At 67.8% G+C, this 25,184-nt stretch carries 21 protein-coding genes and 1 pseudogene (1 of these 22 running past the window's edge); 7 read left to right on the top strand and 15 right to left on the bottom strand.

The features are described from left to right. The 3 genes from ACVW19_RS24915 to thyX form a co-directional block, all read right to left on the bottom strand. Positions 1-1,236: the 5' portion of a ribonuclease J gene (locus tag ACVW19_RS24915; protein ID WP_457461897.1), read on the bottom strand. The gene continues 450 nt to the left of window position 1, outside the view; 1,236 of the gene's 1,686 nt are visible here — the first part of the coding sequence; the start codon lies at positions 1,234-1,236; the stop codon falls past the left edge of the window. Positions 1,237-1,394: 158 nt separating this feature from the next. Further along, positions 1,395-2,294: a 4-hydroxy-tetrahydrodipicolinate synthase gene (gene dapA, locus ACVW19_RS24910; RefSeq protein ID WP_457461896.1), complete on the bottom strand. Its 900-nt coding sequence runs from the start codon at positions 2,292-2,294 to the stop codon at positions 1,395-1,397. 265 nt (positions 2,295-2,559) lie between these two features. Next, entirely contained in the window at positions 2,560-3,312 is a 753-nt protein-coding gene (gene thyX / locus ACVW19_RS24905) for an FAD-dependent thymidylate synthase (RefSeq protein WP_457461894.1), read from the bottom strand. Between the two features lie 180 nt (positions 3,313-3,492). Here thyX and ACVW19_RS24900 point away from each other — a divergent pair, with 180 nt between their 5' ends. Both ACVW19_RS24900 and ACVW19_RS24895 read left to right on the top strand, forming a co-directional pair. Continuing rightward, positions 3,493-3,732: a hypothetical protein gene (locus tag ACVW19_RS24900; protein WP_202281871.1), complete on the top strand. Its 240-nt coding sequence runs from the start codon at positions 3,493-3,495 to the stop codon at positions 3,730-3,732. 163 nt (positions 3,733-3,895) lie between these two features. Next, positions 3,896-4,450 carry a PH domain-containing protein gene (locus tag ACVW19_RS24895; protein ID WP_457461891.1) on the top strand — a complete coding sequence of 185 codons (555 nt, stop codon included), beginning with the start codon at positions 3,896-3,898 and terminating at the stop codon, positions 4,448-4,450. A gap of 90 nt (positions 4,451-4,540) precedes the next feature. Here ACVW19_RS24895 and ACVW19_RS24890 read toward each other — a convergent pair whose 3' ends face one another. From ACVW19_RS24890 to rpsO, 5 genes are all read right to left on the bottom strand, one after another. Next, a complete protein-coding gene (locus ACVW19_RS24890) occupies positions 4,541-4,984 on the bottom strand; it encodes a hypothetical protein (RefSeq protein ID WP_457461889.1) in 444 nt (147 codons plus the stop codon). 14 nt (positions 4,985-4,998) lie between these two features. Next, positions 4,999-5,751, bottom strand: coding sequence for a 4-hydroxy-tetrahydrodipicolinate reductase (gene dapB, locus ACVW19_RS24885; RefSeq protein WP_457461888.1), 753 nt, complete (start codon positions 5,749-5,751; stop codon positions 4,999-5,001). Positions 5,752-5,833: 82 nt separating this feature from the next. Further along, positions 5,834-7,213, bottom strand: a complete 1,380-nt coding sequence (locus ACVW19_RS24880) for a M16 family metallopeptidase (RefSeq protein ID WP_457461886.1) — start codon at positions 7,211-7,213, stop codon at positions 5,834-5,836. Beyond that, a complete protein-coding gene (locus ACVW19_RS24875; RefSeq protein WP_457461885.1) occupies positions 7,210-9,423 on the bottom strand; it encodes a polyribonucleotide nucleotidyltransferase in 2,214 nt (737 codons plus the stop codon). The genes ACVW19_RS24880 and ACVW19_RS24875 overlap by 4 nt, the downstream gene beginning before the upstream one ends. A gap of 363 nt (positions 9,424-9,786) precedes the next feature. Further along, entirely contained in the window at positions 9,787-10,074 is a 288-nt protein-coding gene (rpsO, locus tag ACVW19_RS24870) for a 30S ribosomal protein S15 (protein WP_109377366.1), read from the bottom strand. 294 nt (positions 10,075-10,368) lie between these two features. On the opposite strand from rpsO, the gene ACVW19_RS24865 reads away from it, so the two are divergent. Then, positions 10,369-10,650: a DUF397 domain-containing protein gene (locus ACVW19_RS24865; RefSeq protein ID WP_055605087.1), complete on the top strand. Its 282-nt coding sequence runs from the start codon at positions 10,369-10,371 to the stop codon at positions 10,648-10,650. A 55-nt stretch (positions 10,651-10,705) separates the two neighbouring features. On the opposite strand, the gene eccD is transcribed toward ACVW19_RS24865, so the two are convergent. Continuing rightward, positions 10,706-12,241 (bottom strand): type VII secretion integral membrane protein EccD, encoded by a 1,536-nt coding sequence (eccD, locus tag ACVW19_RS24860; protein WP_457461884.1) that lies wholly within the window; start codon positions 12,239-12,241, stop codon positions 10,706-10,708. Between the two features lie 307 nt (positions 12,242-12,548). Between eccD and eccCa the strand changes: the two genes are divergently transcribed. The 4 genes from eccCa (at position 12,549) to ACVW19_RS24840 (ending at position 20,145) form a co-directional block, all read left to right on the top strand. Further along, complete coding sequence (eccCa, locus tag ACVW19_RS24855) at positions 12,549-16,520, top strand: type VII secretion protein EccCa (RefSeq protein WP_457461883.1); 3,972 nt, start codon at positions 12,549-12,551, stop codon at positions 16,518-16,520. Between the two features lie 202 nt (positions 16,521-16,722). Next, a complete protein-coding gene (locus ACVW19_RS24850) occupies positions 16,723-17,199 on the top strand; it encodes a hypothetical protein (RefSeq protein ID WP_457461881.1) in 477 nt (158 codons plus the stop codon). Between the two features lie 18 nt (positions 17,200-17,217). Then, complete coding sequence (locus ACVW19_RS24845; protein WP_457461880.1) at positions 17,218-19,551, top strand: hypothetical protein; 2,334 nt, start codon at positions 17,218-17,220, stop codon at positions 19,549-19,551. A 78-nt stretch (positions 19,552-19,629) separates the two neighbouring features. Next, the gene (locus ACVW19_RS24840; RefSeq protein ID WP_457461878.1) at positions 19,630-20,145 is read left to right on the top strand and encodes a hypothetical protein; all 516 of its coding nucleotides are present in this window, start codon (positions 19,630-19,632) and stop codon (positions 20,143-20,145) included. Between the two features lie 287 nt (positions 20,146-20,432). Here ACVW19_RS24840 and ACVW19_RS24835 read toward each other — a convergent pair. The 6 genes and pseudogenes from ACVW19_RS24835 to ACVW19_RS24810 all read right to left on the bottom strand — a co-directional run. Then, positions 20,433-20,626: pseudogene (locus ACVW19_RS24835) on the bottom strand (hypothetical protein); the annotation flags it as partial. A 104-nt stretch (positions 20,627-20,730) separates the two neighbouring features. Further along, on the bottom strand, positions 20,731-21,030 hold the full coding sequence (locus ACVW19_RS24830; RefSeq protein WP_457461876.1) for a WXG100 family type VII secretion target: 300 nt from the start codon (positions 21,028-21,030) through the stop codon (positions 20,731-20,733). 60 nt (positions 21,031-21,090) lie between these two features. Further along, positions 21,091-21,438: a WXG100 family type VII secretion target gene (locus ACVW19_RS24825; protein WP_457461874.1), complete on the bottom strand. Its 348-nt coding sequence runs from the start codon at positions 21,436-21,438 to the stop codon at positions 21,091-21,093. Between the two features lie 120 nt (positions 21,439-21,558). Continuing rightward, positions 21,559-22,818: a S8 family serine peptidase gene (locus ACVW19_RS24820; RefSeq protein ID WP_457464771.1), complete on the bottom strand. Its 1,260-nt coding sequence runs from the start codon at positions 22,816-22,818 to the stop codon at positions 21,559-21,561. 90 nt (positions 22,819-22,908) lie between these two features. After that, complete coding sequence (locus ACVW19_RS24815) at positions 22,909-24,708, bottom strand: hypothetical protein (protein ID WP_457461873.1); 1,800 nt, start codon at positions 24,706-24,708, stop codon at positions 22,909-22,911. Then, a complete protein-coding gene (locus ACVW19_RS24810) occupies positions 24,708-25,154 on the bottom strand; it encodes a hypothetical protein (RefSeq protein WP_457461871.1) in 447 nt (148 codons plus the stop codon). The genes ACVW19_RS24815 and ACVW19_RS24810 overlap by 1 nt, the downstream gene beginning before the upstream one ends. Between the last annotated feature and the right edge of the window lie 30 nt (positions 25,155-25,184).

The following is a 25,184-nucleotide window of genomic DNA, read 5'->3' as shown; positions in this document are numbered from 1 at the left end:
GCCCAGTTCGGCGTTGGCCCGCAGGTGGCGCCATTCGCCGTGCACCGGCATCAGGTTCTTCGGGCGGCAGATGTTGTAGAAGTACAGCAGCTCGCCGGCGGAGGCGTGGCCCGAGACGTGCACCTTGGCGTTGCCCTTGTGGACGACGTTGGCGCCCCATCGGGTCAGGCCGTTGATGACCCGGTAGACCGCGTTCTCGTTGCCGGGGATGAGCGACGACGCGAGGATCACCGTGTCGCCCTGGACGATACGGATCTGGTGGTCGCGGTTGGCCATCCGGGACAGGGCGGCCATGGGTTCGCCCTGCGAGCCCGTGCACACCAGGACCACTTCGCTGTCCGGCAGGTCGTCCAGCGTCTTGACGTCGACGACCAGGCCCGGCGGGACCTTCAGGTAGCCGAGATCGCGGGCGATGCCCATGTTGCGGACCATGGAGCGGCCGACGAAGGCCACCCGGCGGCCGTACTCGTGCGCCGCATCCAGGATCTGCTGGATGCGGTGGACGTGGCTGGCGAAGCTGGCCACGATGATCCGCTTGCGGGCGCCGGCGAAGACCTGCCGAAGGACGTTGGAGATTTCGCGCTCGGGCGGGACGAAGCCCGGGACCTCGGCGTTCGTCGAGTCGGAGAGGAGGAGGTCGATGCCCTCCTCGCTGAGCCGGGCGAAGGCATGCAGGTCCGTGAGGCGGCTGTCCAGCGGAAGCTGGTCCATCTTGAAGTCGCCGGTGTGGACCACCATGCCGGCGGGGGTACGGATGGCCACGGCTAGCGCGTCGGGGATCGAGTGGTTGACCGCGACGAACTCGCAGTCGAACGGGCCGATGCGCTCGCGGTGCCCCTCGGCGACCTCCAGGGTGTAGGGGCGGATGCGGTGCTCCTGGAGCTTCGCCTCGATGAGGGCGAGGGTCAGCTTGGAGCCGATCAGCGGGATGTCCGGCTTCTCGCGGAGAAGGAACGGAACACCGCCGATGTGGTCCTCGTGACCATGAGTGAGGACGATGCCCTCGATGTCGTCGAGGCGATCCCGGATGGACGTGAAGTCCGGCAGGATCAAGTCGATTCCGGGCTGCTCCTCCTCGGGGAACAGCACTCCGCAGTCGACGATGAGCAGACGGCCGCCGTACTCGAAGACCGTCATGTTGCGGCCGATCTCGCCGAGACCGCCGAGCGGGGTGACGCGCAGCCCGCTCGCGGGAAGCGGCGGGGGCGGACCGAGTTCAGGATGCGGATGACTCAAAAGACTCTCCTCACCACACGCGCCACGTACCGGTGGGGCACGTGGCGCGCATGACGTTCGTGCAGAAGCAGTTGTCGTTGTGGTGCGCGGGCACCGGTGGCCCGCCGCTTATTCAGTTGTGGAGTCAGGTTGCGCGAGCGGTCGCGCGAAGTCTGTTGTCAGAGCTGTACCCCGCCGGCGGCAAGATCGATCTTGAGCTGCTCGATCTCTTCCGGCGTGCACTCGGCCATGGGGGCGCGCAGGGGCCCGGCGGGCAGGCCCTGGAGGGTGAGCGCCGCCTTGGTGGTCATCACGCCCTGGGTGCGGAACATGCCCGTGTAGACGGGGAGCAGCTTCTGGTGGATCTCGGTGGCCTTCTGGACGTCTCCCGAGATGTACGAATCCACCAGGGAGCGCAGCTCGGGGGTGACGAGGTGGCCGACGACCGAGACGAAGCCGACCGCGCCCACGGAGAGCAGCGGGAGGTTCAGCATGTCGTCGCCGGAGTACCAGGCGAGACGGGAGCGCGCGATGGCCCAGCTGGCGCGGCCGAGATCACCCTTGGCGTCCTTGTTGGCGACGATCCGCGGGTGCTCGGCCAGGCGGACGAGCGTCTCGGTGTTGATCGGGACGCCGCTGCGGCCGGGGATGTCGTAGAGCATGACCGGCAGTTCGGCGGCGTCGGCGACGGCCGTGAAGTGCCGGTAGAGGCCCTCCTGCGGGGGCTTGTTGTAGTACGGGGTGACGACCAGCAGGCCGTGTGCGCCGATGTGCTCCGCGGTGCGGGCCAGTTCGATGCTGTGGCGGGTGTCGTTGGTGCCGACTCCGGCCACTACGTGGGCACGGTCTCCGACCGCCTCCAGGACCGCCCGTACGAGGTCCGCTTTCTCCGCGTCGCTGGTGGTGGGGGACTCGCCGGTGGTGCCGTTGATGATCAGGCCGTCGTTGCCTGCGTCCACCAGGTGGGTGGCGAGCCGCTGTGCGCCGTCGAGGTCGAGTCCGCCGTCCGCCGTGAAGGGCGTGACCATGGCGGTGAGGACCCGCCCGAAGGGGGTCTGCGGAGTGGAGGTCGGAGCCATGGGTTACACGCTACTCGCTGCTTGAGTCGGGGTCTGCCCTCGGGGAGGCGCCAAGACAGGACAAAGGTGGAGCCCGGCACTGCCTGCTCGGGGGTTCAGGCAGTGCCGGGCCCGTTCGATCAGGCTAAATGAATTACCTTAAATACCGCAATACGGACAGCTCGCAGGGCTGATCGCCCATGGGCGATCAGCCCTGCGAGCAAGGCCCGCCACCGGTGGATACGAGGAGCTGCGAGTACCACGCGAACCGCACCGGCCGCACGGGTTACGGCGCCACGCGCCCGTTGGCGTTGAAGGCGGCGTGGGTGAGCGGCATGAGCCGGGCCCACTCGGCCTCCATCCTCTCGCCGACCATCTCGATCTCCCGCTGCGGGAAGGACGGAACCTTCGCCATCTCGTGCTGGGTGCGCAGGCCGAGGAAATGCATCAGCGAGCGGGCATTGCACGTGGCGTACATCGATGAGTACAGGCCGACCGGGAGCACCGCGCGGGCGACCTCGCGGGCCACACCCTCGGCCAACAGCTTCTGGTAGGCCTCGTAGGCCTGGCGGTAGGAGTCGCCCAGCACGTTCTGGACGGTCTCGTGCTGGGCCGGGGTGCCTTCGACGAAGACGTATTTGCCCGGGCGTCCCTCCTGGACCAGCTTGCGCGACGCGTCGGGAACGTAGAAGACGGGCTGCAACTCGCGGTAGCGCCCGGATTCCTCGTTGTAGGACCAGCCGACCCTGTGGCGCATGAACTCGCGGAACACGAAGATCGGCGCACTGACGAGGAACGTCAGGGAGTTGTGCTCGAACGGGCTGCCATGCCGATCCCGCATCAGGTAGTTGATCAGGCCCTTGGAGCGCTCCGGGTCCTTCTGCAGCTCCCCGATGGACTGCTCGCCGAGGGTCGATACGCGGGCGGCGAACAGGACGTCCGAGTCCGAAGCACTGGACTTCACCAGTTCGACGGTGACGTCACTCCGCAGGGTGACGCCATCGAGTGTTGACGGCTGGAGGTCGTCGGCGGAGGTCAAGAGAGCACTTCCCGTCACATCGCATCTGCAGGTCAGCGCCCACTCTACGGGGCGCCCTCCGCGGCGGGGAGATGGACCGTGCCGCGACGATTTTCCCCATCTGGGCATTTTTTGAGCGTGTCGCTCGTTTGTGTCAGTGAGAGTGATTCGTTCGAGACTTCGACGGGAGAAGCACCACTGATGTTCGGTCGACGGGAATCCGTGCCGTTCGCCTTCATTGCCACTGCTGACAGGTTCCGCAGTAATGTCACGCCCCCGCCGCGCGAGCGGGCTTCCGCCGGTGAGCTGGCCGGGCGCTGGCTGCTGGGCCTCTGCATCGTCGCCGGTCTGGTGGGGTCCCTGATCCTCGGGATGCCCGCGCTGTCCATCGACCAGTCGGCCACGGGGACCGAGCAGTCGCAGGCGTCCGACGGACGCTGATCCGGAGTCCGAACCGGACAACGACCCCGCACCGAATCGGGCGCGGTGAACCACCCGGGGCGGGGGCTCCGGCTCCAACCGGGCCCCCGAGGGTGGTGAGGGGTCATGCAGATCGGTAGCCTCACCGAGCACAGCCCACGCATGGATCGAGTGAGGACCAGCCGTGCCCCTGCCCTTCCTGACGGCCGATCGCGCTTTCGACACGGCGGACGACGTCCCACTGCCGCACGACGACCGGGACCGCTGGCGGCGCCCCTACCGTCCGGGGCCGTGGCGAGTGGGGGCGGCGGCCATACTGCTGCTGCTCGCCTCGTTCGTGCTGTTCGCGGCGGTGATCATCGCCGCGACGGCCTCGGTGTCGTCGGCCGGCGTGGTCTTCGCCCTCGCACTGGTCGTCATCCTCTGGGCGCTGCGGCTGCTGCGCATGGGCACGTGGGTGAGTGCCCACGGACTGCGGCAGGTGAGTCTGTTCAGCACCCGTACGACGCCGTGGGACCAGGTGGTCGCGGTGCGCACTGTGCAGCAGCCGGTGCGCTGGCTGGGGCTGCCGCGGACGGTGCAGGGGCAGGCGCTGCTGCTGGCCCGGCGGGGACGGTCGGCGGAGGCCCTGCCGCCGCTGCTGACCTCGCACAACGCGGACTTCCTGGGACGGGACCCGGCCTTCGACCGGGCGGCCGACTCGGTGGAGGTCTGGGCCGACGAGTACCGGCAGGACTGACCCTGCCCGTCGGGACCGGACTTCATGTCGTCGTGAGCCGGGGCCCGGTCCGCATGTGCGGACCGGGCCCCGGCTCTTTTTGTCGCGGTGTCAGTGGGTGGCCTTGCGCAGGGCGATCGCCCGTTGCATCGCCCTGCGGGCGCGCGCGGTGTCGCGGGCGTCGTGGTAGGCGACGGCGAGCCGGAACCAACTGCGCCAGTCGTCGGGGGCGTCCTCCGTCTCGGCCCTGCGCCGGGCGAAGACCTCGTCGGCCGAGTCCCGGTCGATACGGCCGCTGGGCAGACGCTTCAGCTCGTCCACGGGCAGGCCGCCCTCGGCGTCGAGTTCGGCGGCGAGGCGGTTGGCGTTGCGGACGAACTCGGTGTTCTTCCAGAGGAACCACACGCCGATGACCGGCAGGATGAGCACCGCCACGCCGAAGGTGACGGTGAGGGGCGTACCGGCCTGGATGAGCAGCACTCCGCGGCTGCCGACCAGGACGAAGTAGACGACCAGGACGGCGGCCGTGACGGCGTAGGAGATCTTCGCGCGCATGGGTCGGCTCGTGCTCAGTTCAGGTCGAGGAAGTGTTCCAGGCCGAAGGTCAGGCCGGGAGTGGTCACCACGCGGCGGGCGCCGAGCAGGATGCCCGGCATGAAGCTGCTGTGGTGCAGCGAGTCGTGGCGGACGGTGAGGGTCTCGCCCTCGCCGCCGAGCAGGACCTCCTGGTGGGCCAGCAGGCCGCGCAGCCGGACGGCGTGCACCGGCACCCCGTCCACGTCGGCGCCGCGGGCGCCGTCCAGGGCGGTGACCGTGGCGTCCGGGGCGGGGGCGCTGCCGGCCCGGCGGCGGGCCTCGGCAATGAGCTGGGCGGTGCGGGTGGCGGTGCCGCTGGGGGCGTCCACCTTGTCGGGGTGGTGCAGTTCGACGACCTCGACGGACTCGAAGTACGGGGCGGCGATCTGCGCGAACTTCATGGTCAGCACGGCGCCGATGGAGAAGTTCGGTGCGATGAGCACGCCCGTCTCCGGGAACTGCTCGAGCCAGCCCGTCAGCTGTGCGAGGCGGTCGTCGGTCCAGCCGGTGGTGCCGACGACCGCGTGGATGCCGTGGCGTACGCAGAAGTCCAGGTTGCCCATGACCGAGGCCGGGGTGGTCAGTTCGACGGCGACCTGGGCGCCGGTCTCGGCGAGTGTCTCCAGCCGGTCGTCCCGGCTGAGTGCGGCCACCAGCTCCATGTCGTCGGCGGCCTCGACGGCCCGTACCGCTTCGGACCCGATCCGGCCCTTGGCGCCGAGGACCGCCACGCGCAGCTTGCTCATCTTCCTTGCTTCCTTACCGGAGGGGTCGGGGAGGACCGGGGGACCGTTGGAGGGTTGGGGGCCGTCGGGCCCGGCGGGCCCGCTAGGCGACGGTGTCGTGCAGCCGGGACGCCTGTTTGTCCTTGAGCGGGCCGATGACCGACAGCGAGGGCCGCTGCCCCAGGATGTCGCGGGCGACCGCGCGGACGTCGTCCGGCGTGACCGAGGCTATCCGGGCCAGCATGTCGTCGACCGACATCTGCTCGCCCCAGCACAGTTCGCTCTTGCCGATACGGTTCATCAGCGCGCCGGTGTCCTCCAGGCCGAGGACCGTGGAACCCTGGAGCTGGCCGATGGCGTGCCGTATCTCGTCGTCGGACAGGCTGTGCTCGGCGACCTGGTCGAGTTCGTCGCGGCAGATCTTCAGCACGTCGTGCACCTGGGACGGCCTGCACCCGGCGTACACGCCGAACAGGCCGCAGTCGGCGAAGCCGGAGGTGTACGAGTACACGCTGTAGGCCAGGCCGCGCTTCTCCCGGACCTCCTGGAACAGGCGGGAGGACATGCTGCCGCCGAGGGCGGTGTTGAGCACGCCGAGGGCCCACCGGCGCTCGTCGGTGCGGGACAGGCCCGGCATGCCGAGGATGACGTGTGCCTGCTCGGTGCTGCGGTCGATCAGTTCGACCCGGCCGGCGGTGCGCAGCGCGTGCCGTCCGCCGCGCGGGGCTATCGGCTCGGCGGCGAGGTCCTTGACGGCGCCGGCCTCCTCGAAGGCGGCGCGGACCTGGCGTACGACCTGGTCGTGGTCGATGTTGCCGGCGCAGGCGACCACGAGGTGGGTCGGGTCGTAGTGCTTCTTGTAGAAGCGGCGGATGCGGTCGGCGGTGAGGGTGTTGACCGTGTCGACCGTGCCGAGGACCGGACGGCCCAGCGGGTTGTCGCCGAACATGGTGTGCGCGAACAGGTCGTGCACGCAGTCGCCGGGGTCGTCCTCGGTCATCGCGATCTCTTCGAGGATCGCGCCGCGCTCGATGTCGACGTCCTCCTCGAGGATGCGCGAGCCGGTCAGCATGTCGCAGACCACGTCGATGGCGAGCGGCAGGTCGGTGTCGAGCACGCGCGCGTAGTAGCACGTGTACTCCTTGGCCGTGAAGGCGTTCATCTCGCCGCCGACGGCGTCGATGGCGGAGGAGATCTCCAGGGCGGACCTGCGGTGCGTGCCCTTGAAGAGCAGGTGCTCCAGGTAGTGGGTGGCGCCGTTCAGGGCCGGGGTCTCGTCGCGGGAGCCGACGTGCGCCCAGATGCCGAAGGTCGCCGAGCGGACCGAGGGCAGGGTCTCGGTGACGATGCGCAGGCCCCAGGGGAGGGTGGTCTTGCGGACGGTGCCGATGCCGTTCTCGCCCTGGATGAGGGTTTGGGTACGGGCGACGGCCCGCGCCTCCGGGGAGGTGCGGGCCGTCGCCTTGGAGCCGTGGGACGTCACTTGTCGGCGTCGTCCTTCTTCTCGTCGTCCTCGCCCTCGATCACGGGGATGAGGGAGAGCTTGCCGCGGGAGTCGATCTCGGCGATCTCGACCTGGACCTTGGCGCCCACGCCGAGCACGTCCTCGACGTTCTCCACGCGCTTGCCGCCGGCCAGCTTGCGGATCTGCGAGATGTGCAGCAGACCGTCCTTGCCGGGCAGCAGGGAGACGAACGCGCCGAAGGTGGTCGTCTTCACGACCGTGCCCAGGTAACGCTCGCCGACCTCGGGCATCGTCGGGTTGGCGATGCCGTTGATCGTGGTGCGGGCGGCCTCGGCGGCCGGGCCGTCGGCGGCACCGATGTAGATGGTGCCGTCGTCCTCGATGGTGATCTCGGCGCCGGTGTCCTCCTGGATCTGGTTGATCATCTTGCCCTTGGGGCCGATGACCTCACCGATCTTGTCGACCGGGATCTTCACGGTGATGATCCGCGGCGCGTTCGGGGACATCTCGTCCGGCGTGTCGATCGCTTCCATCATCACGTCGAGGATGTGGAGGCGGGCGTCACGGGCCTGCTTGAGGGCGGCGGCCAGGACGGAGGCCGGGATGCCGTCCAGCTTGGTGTCGAGCTGGAGGGCGGTCACGAACTCCTTGGTGCCGGCGACCTTGAAGTCCATGTCACCGAAGGCGTCCTCCGCACCGAGGATGTCGGTGAGGGCGACGTAGTGCGTCTCGCCGTTGATCTCCTGGGAGATCAGGCCCATGGCGATACCGGCGACGGGGGCCTTGAGCGGCACACCGGCGTTCAGCAGCGACATGGTGGAGGCGCAGACCGCGCCCATGGACGTCGAGCCGTTGGAGCCGAGGGCCTCGGACACCTGACGGATCGCGTACGGGAACTCCTCGCGCGTCGGCAGCACCGGCACGATGGCACGCTCGGCGAGGGCGCCGTGGCCGATCTCGCGGCGCTTGGGGGAGCCGACGCGGCCGGTCTCACCGACGGAGTAGGGCGGGAAGTTGTAGTTGTGCATGTAGCGCTTGCGGGTCACCGGGGAGAGGGTGTCCAGCTGCTGCTCCATGCGGAGCATGTTGAGGGTGGTGACGCCCAGGATCTGGGTCTCGCCACGCTCGAACAGCGCGGAGCCGTGCACCCGCGGGATGGCCTCGACCTCGGCGGCCAGGGTGCGGATGTCGGTGACTCCGCGGCCGTCGATGCGCTTCTTCTCCTTGATGACGCGCTCACGGACCAGGGACTTGGTCAGCGAGCGGTACGCGGCGGAGATCTCCTTCTCGCGGCCCTCGAACTCCGGCAGGAGCTTCTCGGCGGCGAGCTGCTTGACGCGGTCCAGCTCGGCCTCGCGCTCCTGCTTGCCGGCGATGGTGAGCGCCTGGGTGAGCTCGGGCTTGACGGCGCCGGTCAGCGCCTCCAGGACGTCGTCCTGGTAGTCCAGGAAGACCGGGAACTCACCGGTCGGCTTGGCGGCCTTCGCGGCGAGGTCGGCCTGCGCCTTGCAGAGGACCTTGATGAAGGGCTTCGCGGCGTCCAGACCGGCCGCGACGATCTCCTCGGTGGGGGCCTCGGCACCGCCCTCGACCAGCTTGACGGTCTGCTCGGTGGCCTCGGCCTCGACCATCATGATCGCGACGTCGCCGTCCTCCAGGGCGCGGCCCGCGACGACCATGTCGAAGACGGCGTCCTCGAGCTCGGTGTGCGTCGGGAACGCCACCCACTGGCCGCGGATCAGCGCGACGCGGACGCCGCCGATCGGGCCGGAGAAGGGCAGACCGGCCAGCTGCGTGGACGCGGAGGCGGCGTTGATCGCCACGACGTCGTACAGGTGGTCGGGGTTGAGCGCCATGACCGTGGCGACGACCTGGATCTCGTTGCGCAGGCCCTTCTTGAAGGACGGGCGCAGCGGACGGTCGATGAGGCGGCAGGTGAGGATCGCGTCCTCGGAGGGCCGGCCTTCCCGGCGGAAGAAGGAACCGGGGATCTTGCCGGCCGCGTACATCCGCTCCTCGACGTCCACCGTCAGGGGGAAGAAGTCGAGCTGGTCCTTGGGGTTCTTGGAGGCGGTGGTGGCCGACAGCACCATGGTGTCGTCGTCCAGGTACGCCACGGCGGAACCGGCGGCCTGACGGGCGAGGCGGCCCGTCTCGAAGCGGATGGTGCGGGTGCCGAAGGAGCCGTTGTCGATGACGGCCTCGGCGTAGTGGGTCTCGTTCTCCACCAGTGTTCTCTCCGTTACTTGTCGTCTTTCGCCCCTCCTCGCCCGTGTGGCGGGAGGGACGTGGCGGAGAAGCACGCCTTCTGGTGCGGGCCGGTCTTCGATCGAAGCCCCCCGGGTTCACTCTTCCGGGGGCCACTACCGAGGACCGGCGGCGGCGAGGTGCGCTTCTCCTCGTACGTCATGACGTCCGGGGGGACGTCGGGGTGGTGCCCGTGACGGCGGCGACCTGGTGCGGTACCGGTCGTCACGGCGATTCGGTGCTCTTGCGTTGTGCTACCACACTACAAAGAGGGGGTGACACTCCGCACGTACAGCAAAGGGAGCGGTCCCCTTTCCCCAGGGAACCGCTCCCGTCACAGCGTCTTACCTGGCGCCCGCCGCACCACGGCGGATGCCGAGGCGGTCGACCAGCGCACGGAAGCGCTGGATGTCCTTCTTGGCGAGGTACTGCAGCAGCCGACGGCGCTGACCGACCAGGATGAGCAGACCACGACGGGAGTGGTGGTCGTGCTTGTGGGTCTTGAGGTGCTCCGTCAGGTCGGAGATCCGACGCGAAAGAAGGGCGACCTGGACCTCGGGGGAGCCGGTGTCGCCTTCCTTGGTGCGGAATTCGGAGATGATCTGGTTCTTCGTAGCGGCGTCGAGCGACACGCTTACTCCTCATGGTCTGTGAATGGCCACCGAGCGCCCCCGGTCTTCACCTCGGGGGATCTTCCATGACTCGGAAGGCGGGACCCGCTGGACGCGGCCTGTGGAGCGGGGCTCCGCGGCGCGCACACAGCACACATACGTCCATCGCTCAGAGTACCAGCCGGTGGCAGTCCCCCTTACCACGGTCCGCGGAACCGCCCAGGTGGGACGTGTGGTGCCACTAGGGTGAGCGCTCGTACCGGTCGCCGGACCGGCCATCGGACCATTCATACGTCGGGAAGGGGTCGCTGCGACATGGCGGAGACGGCTGAGGAGATCAAGGCACGCAAGGAGCGGGAGAAGGACGAGCTCTACGCCCTCGACATCTCCGGCGTCGAATGGCACAGCGCGCCGGGCACCGAGGAGCACGAGGAGCGGGTCGAGATCGCCTATCTGCCCGAGGGCGCGGTGGCCATGCGGTCCTCTCTCGACCCGGACACCGTGCTCCGCTACACGGAGGCGGAGTGGCGGGCGTTCGTGCTGGGCGCGCGGGACGGGGAGTTCGACCTGGAGCCGGCGGGTCCCGAGGCGGAGTGACCGTCGTACGCGTCCGGGAGCACGCACGCGTGTGTGCGCTCCCGGGCGTCGCGCGTCAGCCGCTCATCGAGCGCACCATCGCGTACACGTCGAAGACGGCGAGCGTCAGCGGTACCAGTGTCAGCAGTACGAAGCCCTCGGCGATCTCCAGGAAGCGGCCCCAGAAGGGCGTGAGCCCACTGCGGGAGGCCACCAGACCGATCGCGGTGACCAGCGCGGATACCGCCGCGATGGCCGCGACCAGCCAGATCGTACGGATGTCGAGACCGGTCCGGTCCCCCGTCAGCGCCTCACGGACCAGAACGTCCGGCGGGTTGAGCGCCAGACCGAGACCGAGCGCGACCAGGGAGCCGAGCCCCGCGGCCAGCAGGGTGGCGACCTGCGCGGTGTAGCGGAACAGCTGTGCGCGCATGAGCAGTGCGATTCCGGTGGCCAGGGCAAGCAGCAGCGCCCAGAGGCCGTCGGAGAAGCTGAGCACGAGGGTGGAGCCGACCGCGAGCAGCGAGCAGCCGCCGACCAGGCCGACCAGGAGTTCGTGGCCGCGGCGGGCCTGGGCCCCGATGCGTTCGGCGTCCACCGGCTCATGGGGCTCGGGGTCGGTGCCGTAGGCACGCGAGGTGGTGTGCGGCGCCTCGAAGCCGATGGGCAGGCGCGCGAAACGCATGGACAGGCCCGGCAGGAAGGCCAGGGCGCCGACGGCGACAGGAGCGCACAGAGCGGCGATCTCGGCCGGCGTCCAGTCCCTCAGGAGCGCCACGAAGGTGGTGACCAGGGCGAGGCCCGAGGCGGCCACGAAGGCCACGAACGGGCCGTCGCCCTGCGGAGAGACCAGGGCGAGGATCACCGAGGCCACCAGCACGGCCGCGCAGGCGAGCAGGAACTGGAGCTTCCCGACGCCCTGCCCCTCGGAGAGCGACAGCAGGCCGGAGCCGGCCACCCCCACGTTGGGGAGTGCGCCGAGACCCAGCGCGACGGCGGCGGCCCGGTCGTCGTAGACGCGGGCGCGGACACAGCCGAGAACGACGAGGAGGACTCCGGCGATGCCCGCGAGGATGCCGGGCAGACCGTGCATGTCGTGTCGCGGATCGGCGTTCCAGGCGACGAACGCGAGCAGGGCGGGCAGCACGCCACCGCCGACGAGGCCCGCGGCACGTGTGAGGTCGCCGTGCCACAGGGACCGGTCCCGGGTGACCGCGGAGGCGACCGCTTCGGAGACGTCGTCGACGACGGCCGGCGGTAGCGACTCGGAGAAGGGGCGAAGGGTGAGGAGTTCGCCGTCGAGGATGCGTTGCGCCGCGAAGGACCGGGAACTGTCGAGGACGGTGCCGTCCCGCCGGACCAGGTGGTAGCCGACCGGGGCGCCCTCGGCGGGGCTCTGCCGGGCGAACCGGAGGATCTCCGGGTAGAGGTCTGCGACCGGCACGTCGTCGGGCAGTGCCACGTCGATGCGGCTGTCCGGTGCCACGATGGTGACCCGGCAGAAGCCCAGCCCCGCGCCTGATCCCGCTGAGGCCGTGCTGCCCGGTCCGCCGGCCGCGCCGGCCGGCGCGGAGGCCGTCATGCTCACCTGCTGTTCCCCCTCTTCGGTCATGCGGGCGGAGCGCGGTACCGTCGCGTCTCACCCGCTCACCCGCTCACCCGCGGGTGGCCACCGTGTTCGGTCGTACCTCGCCGCCCGTCAGCGGCTTCGTCGGATCCGGAGCAGGCACGAACGCTCTTTTCGACGTCGCATTGTGCGCGCAGTCCTCGGCCGATTCGCAATCGTTCACACGTCTCACGGGCACCCTATCGCCCGTCGCGGTCAGTGCGGGTCAGTAGGATCACCCTTCGCGACCGACGTGCGCCGGACACGGGGCGGCGGACGGAACGGATCAGCTGGGCAAGGGAATTGGTGCGAAGTGAGCCACATCGTCGTCAAGCGCCCACCACGGGCACTGCCGAAGGACGTGCCCACGCAAGAGGTCGTTCTCCAGCCACCGCCCGAACTCCCGCGGGGGCAGCAGGAAGGCGCTCTGATGCAACTCCTGCCCATGCTCGGCATGGGCGGGTCCGTGGTCTTCTTCTTCAACCCGCAGGCCCAACCGTTCATGAAGATCATGGGCATGGTGATGGTGGCCTCGACGATCGCCATGGGCATCGCGATGCTGATCCGCTACCGCCGGGGCAACCAGGGGCAGTTGGCCGACATGCGGCGGGACTACCTGCGCTACCTGTCGCAGGCCAGGCAGTCCGCCCAGACGACCGCCCAGGCCCAGCGCGATGCCCAGTACTACCTGCATCCTTCACCGGAGCAATTGTGGGCGCTGGTCGCCGAGGGCAGCCGGGTCTGGGAACGGCGCACCGGTGACGAGGACTTCGGTCAGGTACGGGTGGGTCTCGGCCCGCAGGCCCTGGCCACTCCCCTGATTCCGCCGGAGACCGCGCCGGTCGACCAGTTGGAGCCGCTGACCGCAGGCGCCATGCAGCGCTTCCTGGCCGCGCACGGCACCCTCGACGACCTGCCCATGGCCGTCTCGCTGCGCGCCTTCTACCACGTGACGGTCAGCGGCGACCCCGGCACCGTGCGCGCCACCGCCCGCGCCGTCACGGCTTCCCTCGCCTCGCTGCATTCCCCTGACGACCTGGTCATCGCCATGGCCACCGGCCGCGAGTGCACGCAGGAGTGGGAATGGAGCAAGTGGCTGCCGCACGTGCAGTCCAAAGGCGCCGCGGACGGCGCGGGCAGCAAGCGTCTGATCACGACCGACCCGGTGGAGCTGGAGGACCTGCTCGCCGACCGGCTCCAGGGACGCCCCCGCTTCCACCCGGACGGGCAGCCCGTGCCCGACCAGCCGCACCTGGTTGTCGTACTCGACGGAATTTCGCTGCCGCCGACGTCCCTGCTCGCGAGCCCGGAGGGTCTGCAGGGCGTCACGGTGCTGGAAGTCGTTCCCGGAAACCTCACCAGCGGGCGCGGTGACCTCTCGATCATCGTTCACCCGAAGGAGCTGCGCCTGGAGTCGGCTCACGGCATGGTCTACGAAGGCACGCCCGACGAACTGCCGTACGAGGCTGCCGAGGCTCTGGCACGGCAGCTCGCGCCGCTGCGGATGGCATCGGGCGGAGACGACGACGAACCGCTGCTGGCCAACCTGGAGTTCACGGATCTGCTGAACCTCGGCGACGCGGCCTCCGTCGACACGAGGCGGACCTGGCGGCCCCGCTCGCAGTCCGAGCGGCTGCGGGTGCCGATCGGTGTCGGCGAGGACGGCCGGCCCGTGATGCTCGACCTGAAGGAAGCCGCGCAGGAGGGCATGGGCCCGCACGGTCTGTGCGTCGGTGCGACCGGTTCGGGAAAGTCCGAGCTGCTGCGCACTCTGGTTCTCGGTCTCGCCGTCACCCATTCCTCCGAGACCCTCAACTTCGTGCTGGCGGACTTCAAGGGCGGAGCCACCTTTGCGGGTATGGCACAGATGCCCCACGTGGCAGCGGTCATCACCAACCTGGCGGACGACCTGACCCTCGTCGACCGGATGGGCGACTCGATCCGCGGTGAGCTCAATCGCCGTCAGGAAATGCTCCGCGACGCCGGCAACTACGCCAACATCCACGCCTACGAGAAGGCCCGCGCCGCCGGGGCCGCGCTGCAGCCGATCCCGTCCCTCGTCCTGGTGATCGACGAGTTCAGCGAACTGCTGACGGCGAAGCCGGACTTCATCGAGATGTTCGTGCAGATCGGCCGCATCGGCCGATCGCTGGGCGTCCACCTGCTGCTCGCCTCGCAGCGGCTGGAGGAGGGCCGCCTGCGAGGCCTGGAGACCTATCTGTCGTACCGGATCGGTCTGCGCACCTTCTCGGCGGCGGAGTCGCGTGCGGCGCTCGGTGTCCCGGACGCCTACGAACTGCCGAACGTCCCCGGCTCCGGCTTCCTGAAGTTCGGCACGGACGAGATGGTGCGCTTCAAGGCCGCGTACGTCTCGGGCGTGTACCGCACGAGCGCCCAGCAGACGGCGTCCTACGGCGGGCCCCTCCCGGTCGACCGTCGGCCCGTGCTCTTCACCGCCGCCCAGGTTCCGGTGCAGTACCTGGCGGTCCCCCCGCAGCGCGAGGAGGCACGGGACGAGACCGACGAGGCGCTCGCCGACACCGTGCTCGACGTCATCGTACGGCGCCTGGAGGCGCAGGGTCCGGCCGCCCACCAGGTGTGGCTGCCGCCGCTGGACAGCCCGCCGTCGCTCGACACACTGCTGCCCGGCCTCACCGGGGTGCCGGGGCGCGGCCTGACCCAGCCCGGCTACGAGGACGCGGGCCGGCTGGTGGTGCCCGTCGGTCTCGTCGACAAGCCGTACGAGCAGCGCCGCGACCCCCTGTGGGTGGACTTCGGCGGCGCCGCCGGCCACATGCAGATCCTCGGCGGACCGCAGTCCGGGAAGTCGACGCTGCTGCGTTCGATCATCGCGTCCTTCGCCCTCACCCACACCCCGCACGAGGTGCAGTTCTACGGCCTGGACTTCGGCGGTGGCGGCCTGTCGGCCGTGACGGGACTTCCGCACGTGGGCGGCATGGCCTCACGCCTCGACCCCGAGAAGGTACGGCGCACGGCGGCCGAGGTGTACGGCGTCATGACACGCCGCGAGGAATACTTCCGCACCGCGGGCATCTCCTCGATCGCGGAGTTCCGCAGCCGTCGCGCGCGAGGCGACATCTCCGTGACCGATCAGCCCTGGGGTGACGTCTTCCTGGTCATCGACGGCTGGGGGAACTTCCGCACGGACTACGACGCTCTGGAGCCGTTCGTCCTGGACATCGCGGCGCGCGGCCTCGGCTACGGCATCCACCTGATCCTCACGGCGTCCCGGTCCATGGAGGTCCGCGGCAACCTCAAGGACCAGCTGATGAACCGCCTGGAACTGCGGCTCGGCGACCCCATGGACTCCGAGTTCGACCGCAAGGTCGCGGCCAACGTGCCCACGGGTGTGCCCGGCCGTGGCCAGACTCCGCAGAAGCAGCACTTCATGGCCGCGGTGCCGCGCATCGACGGCCTGTCCTCCGACACGGACCTGGCGGAGGCGACGCAGGCGCTCGGCGCCGAGGTCTCCCGGCACTGGCAGCAGCCCGGTGCTCCGGCGGTACGGCTACTGCCGAGGGAGTTCCCGGCGCACCAGCTCCCGCCCGGCGACCGGTTCCCCCGTCGCGGCATCTCGTTCGCGCTCGACGAGGACAATCTCGAGCCGGTGTTCGTGGACTTCGAGCAGGACCCGTTCCTCCTCGTCTTCGGCGAGAGCGAGTCCGGCAAGTCGAACCTGCTGAAGCTGCTCATCCAGCGCATCACCGAGCGCCACGACGGGAACAGCTGCAAGCTGTTCGTCGTCGACAACCGTCGCTCCCTCCTGGGCGTGACCCCTTCCTCGCACCTGGCCGAGTACGTTCCCATGTCGAACCAGATGCAGCACCACATGGACGCGCTCGCCGACTTGATGCAGCGCCGTACCCCGACCGCCGACGTCACACCGGAACAGTTGCGCGACCGCAGTTGGTGGCGGGGCCCGACGATCTACATCGTCATCGACGACTACGACCTGGTGGCCACGTCGAGCGGCAACCCGCTGGCGGTCCTGACCGAGATGCTGCCCTTCGCCCGGGACGTCGGCGTGCGCTTCATCATCGCCCGCTCCACCGCGGGCGCGGGCCGGGCCGGCTACGAGGCCTTCATACAGCGCATCAAGGAACTCGGCGCCCAGGGCATCATCCTCAGCGGCGATCCGACCGAGGGCGACCTGCTGGGTGGAGTACGTCCGCAGCCGATGCCTCCGGGACGAGGAGTGTTCGTCTCCCGACGGCGGGGCCGGCCGCTGGTACAGACGGGATTGGTGACGGAGGAGACTCCCTGATGGTCGGAGCCGGTATTCCTCTCGTTCTGGTCGTCTGCCGGCCCGTCCCGGCGGGCCGGCAGACGACCAGCGGGCGTTGTGATGGCGTTTCCGGACCGCTGCCTGAGGGCTTCGTCGCAACTTCTCCACTTCTCCCGAAAGCGCCGTGCGGAAGAGAACCGGTATGACCCTGTCTTGCTGACGGCAACGGAGGAGCGGACCCATGGCATGGGACGAGTGGGAACAGTTGAAGGCACAGGCTGCCGACCGGCGGTCGACGCACATGCAGGTGAACCAGGCGTCCGCTCAAGGGCCGGGCGCCGGTGGCAAACCCGACCTGGTCGTACAGCAGGACGACCTCGGCGCCGTGGGGCATGACGCTTTCGTCCTGCACGGTGACCTCGTGAAGAAGGTGGACATCGCCGGTGCCGGCATGAACTCCGATCACGCCGGTTCCACGCACCAGGCGGCATCGGCGCTGTCGAAGTCCAACTTCACCATGGGCGACGAACTCATGACGACGCTGACGGTCTGGGAGAGCCAGGTGAAGGCGGTTCGTCAGGCTTGTGCCCACATCTCGAACCACCTGGACTTCAGCAAGAAGCGGCACGCCAACGACGATGCCGAGATCGCCGCCGTCATCGCGAGGCGCAACGGGTCCGCAGTGCCCGTCTCGGAGCTCGGCAAGTACTTCAAGTAGCACGGGGGAAGCGCAGGCATGGCCATCACCTACAACGACCTGATGCAAGTCGACCTCGGCCGGCTGGGGAGCGCGGTATCGGACTGGAAGAAGGCGGTCACCAACCTGAAACAGCTCGAGGCCGATGCACGTGACGGCCTCAAGAAGAAGTCCGACCAAGCTCGCTGGGAAGGTGTGAACGCCGGCGTCACACGGGAGTTCGTGAACAAGACCGCCAAGGAGTTCGCGGACCTTCACACGGAAGCCAACAGCGTTTTCCAGGTCCTGGACGACGCCCACCGTGAACTCGAAGCGTTGCAGAAGAGCGTCAGGACACTCACCAACGAGGCCAAGGACAAGGGCTACACCGTTCAGGACAACCGCGACGGAACGGTGAGTGTGGGCGTCCAGCCCGCGTCGGACGCCGATGCGAAGGACGGCAAGGACGACACGAAGCAGGACCGGCAGCACTACGCCGACTCCATCACGAAAAAGGTCGCGCGCGCCGACGACATCAACGTCTCCACCAAGCTGGCACTCAGGCGGGCCCACGGGAACGACCCGTACAACGCCGGTCACGCGAAGTACGGTTCGCTCAATGACGCGCAGGTCGAGCGTGCCCTGGAACTCGCCGAGAGACGCGAGGACATGACCGACCGCGAACTCGCCGAACTGAACAGGCTGCTGCGCCACAACGGACGCGAGAAGGACGGCGAGTTCGCGACCGAGTTCTTCGAGGGTTTGGGCGGACCGAGGCAGACGCTCGAGTTCTACGCCGCCATGTCGATCGACGGCACCGGCGAGGACGCCTCGAAGACCCGCCTGGCCGGCGTGCAGGACCTGCAGCGGTACATGGGCCACGCCCTGGCCAACGCGACCGATCCCTACACCCCGCAGAGCCTCAAGGGCGACCGGCAGCATCTGCCCACGTGGTGGGGCGCGGAGTTCCGCAAGCTGGGCACCCAGGAGATCGAGTGGGAGCGCGGCATGTGGAGCAAGCCCTACGGGTACCAGGTCCTGGGCGGTCTGCTCCGCTACGGGAACTACGATCCGGCGTTCTTGACCCCCATCGCGGAGCATGTCACCCAGCTCCACCAGGACGATCCGCACCGCTTCATGGCCAACAAGCCCGCCGGCAACGACGACAGGTACGGATTCAACCCCTCCGGAAAGCTCGGCACCGGCAACGATCCGCTGAACAGCGTGCTTGAGTCCCTTGGACACAGTCCTGAGGCAGCCGAGCAGTTCTTCACGCAGAAGCCCACGGCGTACAACGAGGACGGCACGATCAAGTCCGGTGAGAAGACGGACTTCAAGTCCTACCTCGACCTCTTCACCAAGAAGGACTTCGAGTGGACGATCGACACGAACAGCAACAACGTCCTCGCCGATGAGGAGGCGACGAAGAAGGCCCTCAGCTTCGGGCCGAACGCCCTCGGCCACGCCCTCGAAGCCGCCGCGACGGGCCACCCGTACGACAGCAGCACAGTCGATCCGTCGGTCAAGCACAGCGAGGCGCAGGCGAAGCTGGTCCACGACATCGTGGAGAAGTTCGCCAAGAACCCGGATCTGCTGACGCACAACATGAACGGGGACCTGGAGGAGGAGAAGACCGGGCCGCTCTACGCGCTGCGGGACAGTCTGGGCAACATCTCGGCGGACCACATCGGCGACTTCCAGCGGTCGATGTACCTGGAAAGCTCCGACAGCAAGACCTTCCCGGTCAACGGAGCCGCTGCCGAGCTCGAATACGGAAATGCACAGAAGTTCCTGGGCCTGGTCGGCCAGGACCCGGATGCGTACAGCGCGATCACTTCCGCGCAGCAGGCGTACACGGCGAACGTGGTGCAGGAGTTCCTGAAGGCGGAGGGGAGGGATCTCACCGCGGAGGACGGTGCGCGCGTCGGGGACCTGGTGGCGCCGGGGGCCGCCATCGCGGGAATCATGAGCAACTCGCGGGCCGACGCGATCTATGACTACCACACGGCTGAGAACAAGGAATTCAACGAGGCTGCAGCCGACAACGCGAAGTGGGTCAACCGGATCGTGGGGGTGGGGACGGGGGCCATTCCTGCCCCCTTCTCTGTCGTGGGGGAACCAGTCAATTGGCTGGCGGAGGATGTGACCGAAAGCGTCCTGAAGAGCATCAACAAGGACACAACAGACAAGGCTGAACTCAGCGCAGGGAAGGAGTACTCAGAGGGAAGGAAGGCGGCAGCGGAGGCATCCGCGGTAGCCGTGACCACTTATTTCGCACATCATGGAGAAATCGACGTGAAAACTGAGGAGGCCATCGAGCGAGCCGTTCGCACTCAAGCGGGCGTCAGCCACTCTGATGGCGCGCAATGGAACTCCTCTGGCGACGGGACGTGAGACTGTTCCAACAGTCGACCCGTCACTCGATCGGCCACTCCCTGCAAACCAGGCAAGAACAGAAGGAGGGGATTATTCTTGCAGCCTAAAAGAATCTTTATCGCCGCTGCACTCGCACTGGCGCTTACAGCGTGCAACTCATCGAATACAGGACTTTCGTATCCCGCCCCGGACAATATCTGTGGAATCCCTGCTGACAAGGAAGTCCTGGAATCCCTACTCGACGACGGCGACGAACTAGAACAGGACACCGGCCCCTTCAGCCTTGCAGAGGGCCAGTTCTGCCACATGTACGTGGACGGAAACGACTCCGTAGTCAGCGACGGGAATTGGCATGAGGACGGGTATGAACTGCGCGACCTCTTCCAGGACTACGAGGTGAAAAAATTGCGCTACTTCAAGGGAGATGCATATGCCTCATGGCATCGCGGGGTAGCAACGCTGATTCCGTGCCCTGGAGTCAGTAAGGAGGGTGACGTTGTGTCCGTGGAAGTCAAGGACATGAAGTGGAACGAAGAGTCACAAGCCTTGCTGGAAAGGCTCGTCCCCTCCTACTTCGATGCCTACAGGAAAAAACTCGGCTGCCGGCCTTAAGGACCGCACCGGGCTGCCAGCCTTGAGCGCTGCACAGATGAGGCGTGCGACACCCTCTGGGCCTCACGCCAAATGAACGGACGGTTCACCTGGCTCGATCGCACTCGAGCTGAAGCCGGCCGAGCCGCGGCCCGGGGAGTGGAAGCAGTCTCCCGCGTTTTCGCACGCAGGATCGATCAGGGGCGGCACGCCCCGCTGGTCTGCTGCATCATTGAGCACGTCGACCAAGCCGTGCCAGCGAGCGCAGGTGGTGTCGTGGCCGCGTCCCGGGCGAACCAGTAAGACCCGAACCAGAGCAGGATGAGCACGGCCTGCCGAAAGCAGCCCAGCGCGCGTCGCCCCTGCGGGTGTCGCTCCTCGCACGGTGGTCGCGCAGCAGTCGGGCCAAGTGCTCGGCGGTGGACCGGCGGACATCAAGTACGGCGGTGCCTGTGACACCGGACGGAACGTGAGGCCCCTTGGCCGGATCTTTCTGTCGCAAGATGGTTCCTACCAGGGGCCTCACGGCTGCACGGACCTGGAGACGACAGGGGCCCAGTCCAGCCCGGCGATCACGACGAATGACGGCCGGCTACGAGAAAAGGCTTACTGCAGGTACCGGGACGCCGCCAGGTCGCCTTCCATGTACGTACCACCGGACGAACCCACGACGTGGCCGATCCCCATCAGGGCCTGGTGGATGTCGCTGGCCTCCTTGTCCCAGCGCCGCAGCTTCTCGTCGAAGGTGTCCTGCGCCTTGCCCGTCCAGTACTGCTTGCTGTTGACCACCATCTGCCGGAGCTGCTGGAGGTCCTCCTCGAGCTGCTTCGCCTCGTTGCCGATGGTGGTCGCCGCGAAGTCGAGTCCGTCATAACCGACTTGCAGCCCTTCGCCGTTACGGCCCATCGCTGTCTACCTCGTCTCGTTCGTGTGTGCTGTTGACGAATTCCCGGGGATCCCGCCGGCTCAGAACGAGCTGAACGGGGACGACTGCATAGTGGGGGCGCCGTCCAACACGTTGATCTTGTTCACGGAGGCGCGGACTTCGTCTTCCTTGCTGTCCTTGATGTTGCGCGCCGTGGTCATCGCGTCGATGACCTCGGCAAGGACGCGGCCCATGTTCTGCAGAGACGTGTTGATCTCGTACTGCTTGGTGTCGAACGCGGCACGACCGATTCCGTGCCACTGCCCCTCGAGGCTGTCGATCACGCCCTGGAGGTTACTCACCCGCTTCCGGATGTTCTCGAACTTCTCGTACATGTCCTTCTGCAGCTTGATTACTGCTGCATCTTCGAGCTTCTGGTCGACGGCCATGTTCCGCCTGCCCTCCCTCTTTCCGTTTCGGGGTCCAGCTGTGCGGCTCAACGCTTCACGGCGGTGAGCACGTTCTCCATGCCTTGGCCGAGCGGCTCGGGGCTCGGGCGGCCACTGACGTCACGTGGCGCGACGCGCTCGCAGCAGGGCGAAGGCGCCGCCTCCGACCACGACCACCGCTGCCGCGGCGCCGAGCACGATCCACAGGGTGCTGTTGTCGTCACCCGAGGACTCCGCCGCCACCTTCTCCGTCTTCTTCCCCTTCGATCCTGCTGCCGCCTTGTCGGCGCCAGAAGAGGCTTCCGGGGCTTGTGACGAGGCTGTTGCAGAGGGGGAGGCCGCAGGGGCGGGAGGAATCTCGGTCACCAGCTTCTCCCCCTTTTCCTGGTTCCACTTGGCGAGGGGGTCGGAGTACGCGGGGCCGGCGTCGTAGTTCGGGTTTTCGAGCACCTTACGGGGCCGGACGGTTCCGTAGCCGGCGTACTGCGTCGGATCATCCTTCGGCCAATCACGGCTTGCGGTGTCGATCAACGCGCGGGTGACCTGGTTCGCCGTCCAGTCGGGGTGGGCTGACCAGATGAGGGCGGCAGAGGCAGATGTGATAGCCGTGGAGGCGCTTGTTCCCTTACTGTCAGGGCAGTACGACTCAAAACTGGGCCGACAGTAACCAGGGATGCCCTCGCCGGGTGCCACCAGATCGACATAGTTCCCTACCGAGGAGAACTCCGAGACGTTGCTGTCCTTGTTCATCGACGAAACGCCCACCACGTATCGAGCCGCAGCCGGGTAGCCGATGTTGCCTTCGCCAGTGTCGCCGTCGTTTCCTACGCTGGCGATCAGCATCTTGCCTTTCGAAGCAGCGTAGGTGACCGCTTCCTCTACATCCAGGTCAAGGTACGGCATACCGAAGGACATGCTGATGATTTTCACATCGGTGTCGGCCGCAGCTTTGATTGCCTCAGCAGGCAGGGCCGTCCTCTTCTTGTTTTCAGCCCCTGTCAAGCCGTTCAGGTAAATGCGGTACGGGACGATCTTCGCGCCAGGTGCGAGACCCTTAACGCCACCGTTGGCTCCTGTGCCGGCGATGAGTTCGGCCATGCTCGTGCCGTGGCCTGTGTAGTCGTCCGAAGCACCGTACGCGACAGCTTTAGGAACCTCGTCCACCAAAACCTGCCCCTTAAGTGAATCAGTATGGGGATTCACTCCAGTGTCGATGACAGCGACCTTGACGCCTTCACCCGTGCTCTGTTTCCACATCTGCTCTGCCTGCATCGGCTGCAGATACCACTGCTGTGACTGAGCGTCGGACGCCACAGCGTGCGGAGCGAACCCCACGCTCGCAGCCGCCAAGGCGCCGACCACTGCGCTCACGGTACGCACTCGTCGCCGGCAACGTTTCTTGTGGCGGACACTCTGCTCGGCCAGTCGGCTGGTCCCTGCCTTCATGACGTTGTGAGTCCTCGCTAGTGCTTAGTTGACGACCGGCGGCACGTTGCGCCGCTGCTGGGTGGGCAGGTGAGTCTCTTCGTCTTCGGTCAGGTGGGTGGCACGTGGCGTCTCGTCCCGGTCCCTGTCCGAAGTCTTGTCCGGCTTGCCGCGGCCACCTGGCCCACGTACAAGCCCAGCGCCCCCGCGGGTCAGGCCATTCCGCTCGGCATTGACTGCGGAATTACGTGCGGCAGGGCTGCCGGTAATGGACCCGGACGTCGCCGGTCCGACACGAGGCCTGTTGGCGGCGGAACCGGATTTCCCGGCGGAGGCCGGCCCACCAAAGACACCACCCTGTCCAGGACGCCGCTCGGCCGCCGGCCGGGAACCGGCTGCCCCATCTGCGCCGATCACCGTGCCCCGGGGGACCCGAGGCCCGTTCTTCACCGGTGTCGCGGCTCCGGTCACGGGCCGTCCCCCGACCACGCCGTTCGCATGGCCCGCGCCGGTCGCCCCACCGCCCCGCGACCTGGGGCCAGACGTCCCAGCCGGCTTCGCTGTACCGCCAGTCACTCCCGGGCCCATCGGCAGGGACTTCGCTCCGGAAGAGACACCCTTGGCAATCGACTGGCCGGTCGCTGCGGTACGGCCCATCTGGCCAACCGGTCCGTTGCCTGGACGCCCAGGGCCCACGTTGTTGACGCCTGCTGCACCGGTTCGCCCCTGGGCGGACACCGGGCCTCGGGGACCGCCCGGCCCGCTCGTACCGTTCCTCGAGACCATGTTGCCGACCGGCGCCCCGTAACCGCTCGCGAACCCATTATTCGCGCTGTTGCTCCCACTGGGGGAACCGACAGTGGGAGCAACATCTCCAGGAGTGGACGGTGTCAACGGTGGCAATGTGCCAACGCTGTCGATCGCCGTTCCGACCGCAATATCGGGCTCCGCGGGGGGCCGTGAGGCATCCACGGGGCGCAGTGGCGCGTCGCTTGAGCCGCGGATTTCCGCTCTTTCCGCCTGGGCGACTGTTGGCTGATGACTTGCACTGCCTGTCGCACCGCTTGCCTGGTGAGCCGCTGCAGACGCGCCACCGCCTTGAGCGGAATTCCCGTCGCCGGTGCTGGGCGTAGGTTTCGGTACCCCCACGTCCGGCATGGTCGTGAACTTCGGAGGCTCCAGCTCGATGAGTTGCTCGCAGGCCACCGCATAGTAGGACGACAACCGGTTCATCTGGTTGATCGCCTCCTGGCGGTCCTTTTCCACGCGGACCGCTTCGGCGTACTCGGCGTTGCCCTCGACCTGTTTGGGCGTCGGGACCTGCCCAGGCAACAACGCTTTGTCCGCTGGCCTCGTATCACGCAGCGGCATGGACCCGCGCACCGCAGCCAGGCCCACGGCGGCGGCGCTGATCTGGTCACCCGCCCCGCCGGCGAAGTCGCTCAGCCCGTACGTGCTGATGACGAGTGAACGCCCCCACTTGCGAAAGGCCTCGCCCGACTCTCCGACCCAGTGCACCTTCTCGATGTGGCCGTCCAGTTCCTTGGCGGCGTCCGCGATGGCGTCCCGGGCGTCCCACAGGGCCTTCCCGGAAGACTCCAGGTGCTCCGGGTTGGCCTTCTCGACCAGGTCGATCATGTCGTTCAGGCGGTGCTCGTCGAAGTCGGTGCGCCCGTGCATCGCTCGTCCGTACGGCGTCTTCTCCGCCACCGAACGCACCATGCTGTCGATGGCTCCGCGAAAGAAACCACTGCTCGGATGTTCTTCGGCATGCCGGGTGAGGTCCGTGAACGAGTTCTGCCCGGAGACCCGCTCCAGGTCCTGCTCGTGCTGCTTGTCGGTCATCACAGGTCCCCGGTGGTGTTGTCGCCCTGCGCGCGCTGCTTGCCGTCCACTGCAGCCTGGGTGTCCTTGATCTGCATCTGGATCGCCCAGAAGCGACGCCGTTGCTCCTCTTCGAGGTTGTCGAAACCGACGTGCGCACCTTTGACGGCGATGCCGATCGCCTCGATCTGCAGGTGCAGGGTCTTGGAAAGAGAGGTGAGCTTCTCGTGCACCTGGTTGTACTGCACGTACAGATCCTGCGCCTCAGGAAAAGCGGACGGGTTCCCCGCCAGCGACCCCGGCTTGATCGCCTGGGCGCCGACGCGTGTCGGGTTGCCCGGCGACCCTTCGAGATCGCTCAGGATTCCGTCCACACGCTTCACGAACGTGCTCAGCGCCTCACCGGTGACCTCCAGGTTCACCGCCCTGGCGGTCGACACGCCCCCCACCATGTCTGCTGGAAGCACTCGCTTCCTCCCCGTTTCCCCGTAGAACCA

The sequence above is a fragment of the Streptomyces sp. TE5632 genome (genome assembly GCF_054061295.1).
This window is presented reverse-complemented; position numbering and strand designations above follow the sequence as displayed.

What these genes read in the sequence shown, in the direction of transcription:
- dapA (WP_457461896.1), bottom strand. Translation starts at nt 2,294, where the DNA reads ATGGCTCCGACCTCCACTCCGCAGACCCCCTTCGGGCGGGTCCTCACC.
- ACVW19_RS24900 (WP_202281871.1), top strand. Translation starts at nt 3,493, where the DNA reads ATGTTCGGTCGACGGGAATCCGTGCCGTTCGCCTTCATTGCCACTGCT.
- ACVW19_RS24890 (WP_457461889.1), bottom strand. Translation starts at nt 4,984, where the DNA reads ATGCGCGCGAAGATCTCCTACGCCGTCACGGCCGCCGTCCTGGTCGTC.
- dapB (WP_457461888.1), bottom strand. Translation starts at nt 5,751, where the DNA reads ATGAGCAAGCTGCGCGTGGCGGTCCTCGGCGCCAAGGGCCGGATCGGG.
- ACVW19_RS24865 (WP_055605087.1), top strand. Translation starts at nt 10,369, where the DNA reads ATGGCGGAGACGGCTGAGGAGATCAAGGCACGCAAGGAGCGGGAGAAG.
- eccD (WP_457461884.1), bottom strand. Translation starts at nt 12,241, where the DNA reads ATGACCGAAGAGGGGGAACAGCAGGTGAGCATGACGGCCTCCGCGCCG.
- ACVW19_RS24850 (WP_457461881.1), top strand. Translation starts at nt 16,723, where the DNA reads ATGGCATGGGACGAGTGGGAACAGTTGAAGGCACAGGCTGCCGACCGG.
- ACVW19_RS24845 (WP_457461880.1), top strand. Translation starts at nt 17,218, where the DNA reads ATGGCCATCACCTACAACGACCTGATGCAAGTCGACCTCGGCCGGCTG.
- ACVW19_RS24830 (WP_457461876.1), bottom strand. Translation starts at nt 21,030, where the DNA reads ATGGGCCGTAACGGCGAAGGGCTGCAAGTCGGTTATGACGGACTCGAC.
- ACVW19_RS24825 (WP_457461874.1), bottom strand. Translation starts at nt 21,438, where the DNA reads ATGGCCGTCGACCAGAAGCTCGAAGATGCAGCAGTAATCAAGCTGCAG.
- ACVW19_RS24815 (WP_457461873.1), bottom strand. Translation starts at nt 24,708, where the DNA reads ATGACCGACAAGCAGCACGAGCAGGACCTGGAGCGGGTCTCCGGGCAG.